This window comes from Micromonospora sp. 4G55, assembly GCF_016803375.1.
On record NZ_JAEVHN010000452.1, the window covers coordinates 1 to 5,096 of the forward strand.

Below are 5,096 nucleotides of genomic sequence, written 5' to 3' on the forward strand. Positions count from 1 at the left end.
CTGTAAGAGCGCCCCCAGGGTGGGGGAGCGGGGTGGTCAGGCGGTGGCGGGGATCCGGTCCTCGGCGGAGGCGGCGGTCGGGACGGGGGCCGGGCGGCGTTCGCGGGTCGACCAGAGCACCGACAGGGTGGCCAGCAGCACCAGGCAGGAGCCGAGCATGTGCGCGCCGACCAGCAGCGCCGGCAGGTCGGTGAAGTACTGCACGAAGCCGATCACGCCCTGACCCAGCTCCACGGCGACCAGCACCACGGCGGCCCGGGCCGGGCGTCGGCGCCGACCGCCCGGAAGGCGAAGATCAGCGCGACGGAGAGGCCCAGCAGCAGGAACACCGCGTCGGCGTGCACCTGGGAGATCTGTTCCGGGTCGAGGCCGTTGCGCGCGGCGCCGCCGTCGCCGGCGTGCGGCCCGCTGCCGGTGACCCAGGTGCCCACGACCAGCACCGCGACGCTGACCAGCGTGGTGAGCGCCGCGAGGGTGCGCAGCGGGCCGGGCACCACGGCGACCGCCGGGCCGTCCGGGTCCTTGATCCGCCGCCAGAGCGCGTACGCGGCCGCGATGACCGCCATCGAGGCGAGGAAGTGCAGCCCGACCACCCACGGGTTGAGGTTGGTCAGCACGGTGATCCCGCCGATCACCGCCTGCGCGGGGATACCGAGGAACACGGCCACCGCCAGCCCCAGCAGCCCCTTGCGGCGCGGCCGGTACGCCAGCACCGCCAGCACCATGGCCAGCGCGATGAGGCCGACGGCGAAGGTGAGCAGCCGGTTGCCGAACTCGATCACCCCGTGCGCGCCCATCTCGGCCGTGGTGTGGTACGACTCGTCCGTGCACCGCGGCCAGGTCGGGCAGCCGAGCCCGGAGGCGGTGAGCCGGACGGCCCCACCGGTCACGACGATGGCCACGTTCGCCACGATCGAGGCGTACGCGAGGCGGCGCAGCAGAGCGGTGGAGACCGGGAACCGGACGGATCGCTTCACGGAGCGAATCCTACGCACCGTAGTGGAGCACGATCGGGTGACTCCGCCGGCCCGGTGTCAGGGATCACCGGGGGCCGGGTTTGCGGGCCTCCGACGAATTACGTAACGTTGGCGTTGTGAAAAACGCGGCGGCGCTCCCTGAGCACCTGTCGGCGACCGCCCCGGTCGCCGGTACAGCCGCGTCCACCGACCTCTCCACCCGGGACCGGGTCACCCAGCTGCTGCTGGAGCGGGGGGCGACCACCGCCGCCCAGCTCGGCTCGGCGCTGGGGCTCAGCCCGGCCGCGATCCGCCGGCACCTCGACGCCATGCTCGCCGACGGTGACGTGGTCGCCCGCGAGCAGGCCGTGCGCGGCAGCCGCGGGCGCGGTCGCCCGGCGAAGGTCTTCCTGCTGACCGAGGCGCCCGGGTCCGCTGCGGCACCCACCACTACGACAACATGGCCACCGCCGCGCTGCGCTGGATCGCCGGCAACGGCGGGCCGGAGGCGGTCGCGGCGTTCGCCGCCGACCAGGTGGCCGCCCTGGAGGCCCGCTGCCGGGCCGCCATGGAGGGCGCCGGCGACGATCCGATGGCCCGGGCGGAGGCGCTCGCGGGAGCGCTGACCGCCGAGGGTTACGCTGCCAACGCGTCCACGATCGCCTCCGGCGGCCAGCTCTGTCAGCACCACTGCCCGGTGGCGCACGTGGCCGCCGAGTTTCCCCAGCTGTGCGAGGCCGAGACCGCGGTGATCTCCCGTCTGGTCGGCACCCACGTGCAGCGCCTGGCCACCATCGCGCACGGCGACGGGGTGTGCACCACGCACATCCCGGCCCAGCCGCGTGCCCAGTCCGGTAACACCGTCACCACTGTGAGGACAGATAGATGACCGAGCAGATCGTCCAGCCCCTGACCCAGGAAGAGCAGCTCGCCGCCCTGGGCCGCTACGAGTACGGCTGGTCCGACCCCGACGTCGCCGGGGCGGTCGCCCAGCGCGGCCTCAACGAGGCGGTGGTACGGGACATCTCGGCGAAGAAGAACGAGCCGGCCTGGATGCTCGACCTGCGCCTGAAGGGCCTGCGGCTGTTCGGTCGCAAGCCGATGCCGGCCTGGGGCGCGGACCTCACCGGGATCGACTTCGACAACATCAAGTACTTCGTGCGGTCCACCGAGAAGCAGGCCACCAGCTGGGAGGACCTGCCCGAGGACATCAAGAACACCTACGACCGGCTGGGCATCCCGGAGGCGGAGAAGCAGCGCCTGGTCGCCGGTGTCGCGGCGCAGTACGAGTCCGAGGTGGTCTACCACAAGATCCGTGAGGACCTCGAGGAGCAGGGTGTCATCTTCCTGGACACCGACACCGCGCTGCGCGAGCACGAGGACATCTTCAAGGAGTACTTCGGCACGGTGATCCCGGTCGGCGACAACAAGTTCGCCGCACTGAACACCTCCGTGTGGTCCGGTGGCTCGTTCATCTACGTGCCGAAGGGCGTGCAGGTGGAGATCCCGCTGCAGGCCTACTTCCGGATCAACACGGAGAACATGGGCCAGTTCGAGCGCACGCTGATCATCGTCGACGAGGGCGCGTACGTGCACTACGTCGAGGGCTGCACCGCGCCGCTCTACTCCTCCGACTCGCTGCACAGCGCGGTGGTGGAGATCATCGTCAAGAAGAACGCGCGCTGCCGCTACACGACCATCCAGAACTGGTCGAACAACGTCTACAACCTGGTCACCAAGCGCGCCGTCTGCCACGAGGGCGCGACCATGGAGTGGGTCGACGGCAACATCGGCTCCAAGGTGACCATGAAGTACCCGGCGGTCTACATGACCGGCGAGCACGCCAAGGGCGAGGTGCTCTCGGTGGCGATGGCCGGCGAGGGCCAGCACCAGGACGCCGGCGCCAAGATGGTGCACGCCGCGCCGCACACCTCCTCCACCATCGTGTCGAAGTCGATCGCCCGGGGCGGCGGCCGCACCTCGTACCGGGGCCTGGTCCAGGTGCTGGAGGGCTCGCACCACAGCCGGAGCACGGTCAAGTGCGACGCGCTGCTGGTCGACACCATCTCCCGCTCGGACACCTACCCCTACGTCGACATCCGCGAGGACGACGTGGCGATGGGGCACGAGGCGACCGTCTCCAAGATCAGCGACGACCAGCTCTTCTACCTGATGAGCCGCGGTCTGAGCGAGGACGAGGCGATGGCGATGATCGTGCGCGGCTTCATCGAGCCGATCGCCAAGGAGCTCCCGATGGAGTACGCCCTGGAGCTGAACCGCCTGATCGAGCTGCAGATGGAGGGCGCGGTCGGCTGACGCCGCCGCCCCACCCGGCGGGTCGGCCGACACCGGCCCGCCGTCCGCTCACCTGATTCCGTCGTCGCAGAACAGACCAAGGAAGAGATGACTACCCAGGCTTCCGCGCCGCCCAGCACCAAGACGCAGGCGCTCCGCTCGTACGACGTCGCCGACTTCCCGGCCCTCACCGGCCTGGAGGAGGAGTGGCGCTTCACCCCGCTCAAGCGGCTGCGCGGGCTGGTCGGCGGGGCGCAGGCCGCCACCGCCACGGTCCGGCACGAGTACGGCGACCTGCCCGAGGGCGTCACCGTCGGGCGGATCGGCGCGGACGACCCGCGGGTGGGCAGCGTGCTCACCCCGGTCGACCGGGTCAGCGCCCTGGCGTACGGCGGCGCGGGGGACGCGCTGCTGGTGGAGGTCGCCCGGGACGCCGTGGTGGGCGCGCCCGTGACCCTGCGGGTGGTCGGCGACGGCGCCGAGGGGCTGGCCTTCGGGCACACCTTCGTCGACGTGGGCCGGTTCGCCGAGGTCACCCTGGTGCTGGAGCACGTCGGCTCGGCCACGCTGGCCGACAACGTCGAGGTGTCGGTGGCCGAGGGCGCGAAGCTGATCCTGGTCACCGTCGCCGACTGGGCCGCCGACGCGGTGCAGGCCCAGCACCTCAAGGTGAAGCTGGGCCGCGACGCCAAGGTGACGCACATCCAGGTCAGCCTCGGTGGCGATCTGGTCCGGCAGTACACCTCGGTGGAGTACACCGGCCGGGGCGGCGAGGCCGAGCTGTACGGCGTCTACTTCGCCGACGGTGGCCAGCACCTGGAGCACCGCCAGCTGGTCGACCACAACGTGCCGGACTGCCGCAGCTACGTCGGCTACCGGGGCGCCCTGCAGGGCGACGACGCGCACACCGTCTGGGTGGGCGACGTGCTGATCCGCGCGGAGGCGACCGGCACCGACACGTACGAGATCAACCGGAACCTGCTGCTCTCCGACGGCGCGCGGGCGGACTCCGTACCCAACCTGGAGATCGAGACCGGCGAGATCGCCGGCGCCGGCCACGCGAGCGCGACCGGCCGCTTCGACGACGAGCAGCTGTTCTACCTGATGGCCCGGGGCATCCCGGAGGGCGAGGCCCGTCGCCTGGTGGTGCGCGGCTTCTTCGCCGAGCTGATCAACAAGATCCCGGTCGAGGAGCTGCGCGAGCGGCTCGGCGACGCGATCGAGGCCCGGCTGGCCAAGGCGGGCGCCTGATGATCAAGATCTGCTCGACCGAGGACGTGCCGAAGGGCACCGCGATCAGCGCCGACGTGGACGGCACCCAGATCGCCGTCGTGCACGGCGAGGACGACAACTTCTACGCCGTGTACGACGAGTGCTCGCACGCCGCGGTGGCCCTGTCTGAGGGCGAGGTCGACGGGTGCACGCTGGAATGCTGGCTGCACGGATCCCGTTTCGACCTACGGACTGGTGAGCCCACCGGGCTGCCCGCCACCGAACCCGTCCCCGTCTATCCCGTCGAAGTCCGCGACGGCGACATCTACGTCAGCCTGACGCCGAGCAATGGAGTGACCCGATAATGAGCACCCTGGAGATCCGCGACCTGAAGGTGTCGGTCAAGCTGCCCGAGGGTGAGCTCAAGCCGATCCTGGCCGGTGTCGACCTGACCGTCCGCTCGGGCGAGACCCACGCGATCATGGGGCCGAACGGTTCCGGCAAGTCCACCCTGGCGTACTCGATCGCCGGCCACCCAAGTACGAGATCACCGGCGGCTCGGTGACCCTCGACGGCGAGGACGTGCTGGCCATGTCGGTCGACGAGCGGGCCCGCGCCGGCCTCTTCCTGGCC

3 protein-coding genes and 3 pseudogenes are annotated in these 5,096 nt (G+C 71.1%); 5 read left to right on the plus strand and 1 reads right to left on the minus strand.

From position 1 onward, the window contains the following. Positions 1-36: 36 nt before the first annotated feature. Positions 37-995, minus strand: a pseudogene (locus tag JNW89_RS27090) (heme A synthase). Between the two features lie 98 nt (positions 996-1,093). Between JNW89_RS27090 and JNW89_RS27095 the strand changes: the two are divergent. From JNW89_RS27095 to JNW89_RS27115, 5 genes and pseudogenes are all read left to right on the plus strand, one after another. Further along, positions 1,094-1,845 (plus strand): annotated as a pseudogene (locus JNW89_RS27095) (helix-turn-helix transcriptional regulator). Further along, on the plus strand, positions 1,842-3,272 hold the full coding sequence (gene sufB, locus JNW89_RS27100; protein ID WP_238451176.1) for a Fe-S cluster assembly protein SufB: 1,431 nt from the start codon (positions 1,842-1,844) through the stop codon (positions 3,270-3,272). Before JNW89_RS27095 ends, sufB begins: the two are co-directional and overlap by 4 nt. Positions 3,273-3,359: 87 nt before the next feature. Continuing rightward, complete coding sequence (gene sufD / locus JNW89_RS27105; protein WP_238451178.1) at positions 3,360-4,502, plus strand: Fe-S cluster assembly protein SufD; 1,143 nt, start codon at positions 3,360-3,362, stop codon at positions 4,500-4,502. Further along, entirely contained in the window at positions 4,502-4,828 is a 327-nt protein-coding gene (locus tag JNW89_RS27110; RefSeq protein ID WP_091320789.1) for a non-heme iron oxygenase ferredoxin subunit, read from the plus strand. Before sufD ends, JNW89_RS27110 begins: the two co-directional genes overlap by 1 nt. Beyond that, positions 4,828-5,096, plus strand: a pseudogene (locus JNW89_RS27115) (ATP-binding cassette domain-containing protein); the annotation flags it as partial. The gene JNW89_RS27110 and the pseudogene JNW89_RS27115, both read left to right, overlap by 1 nt.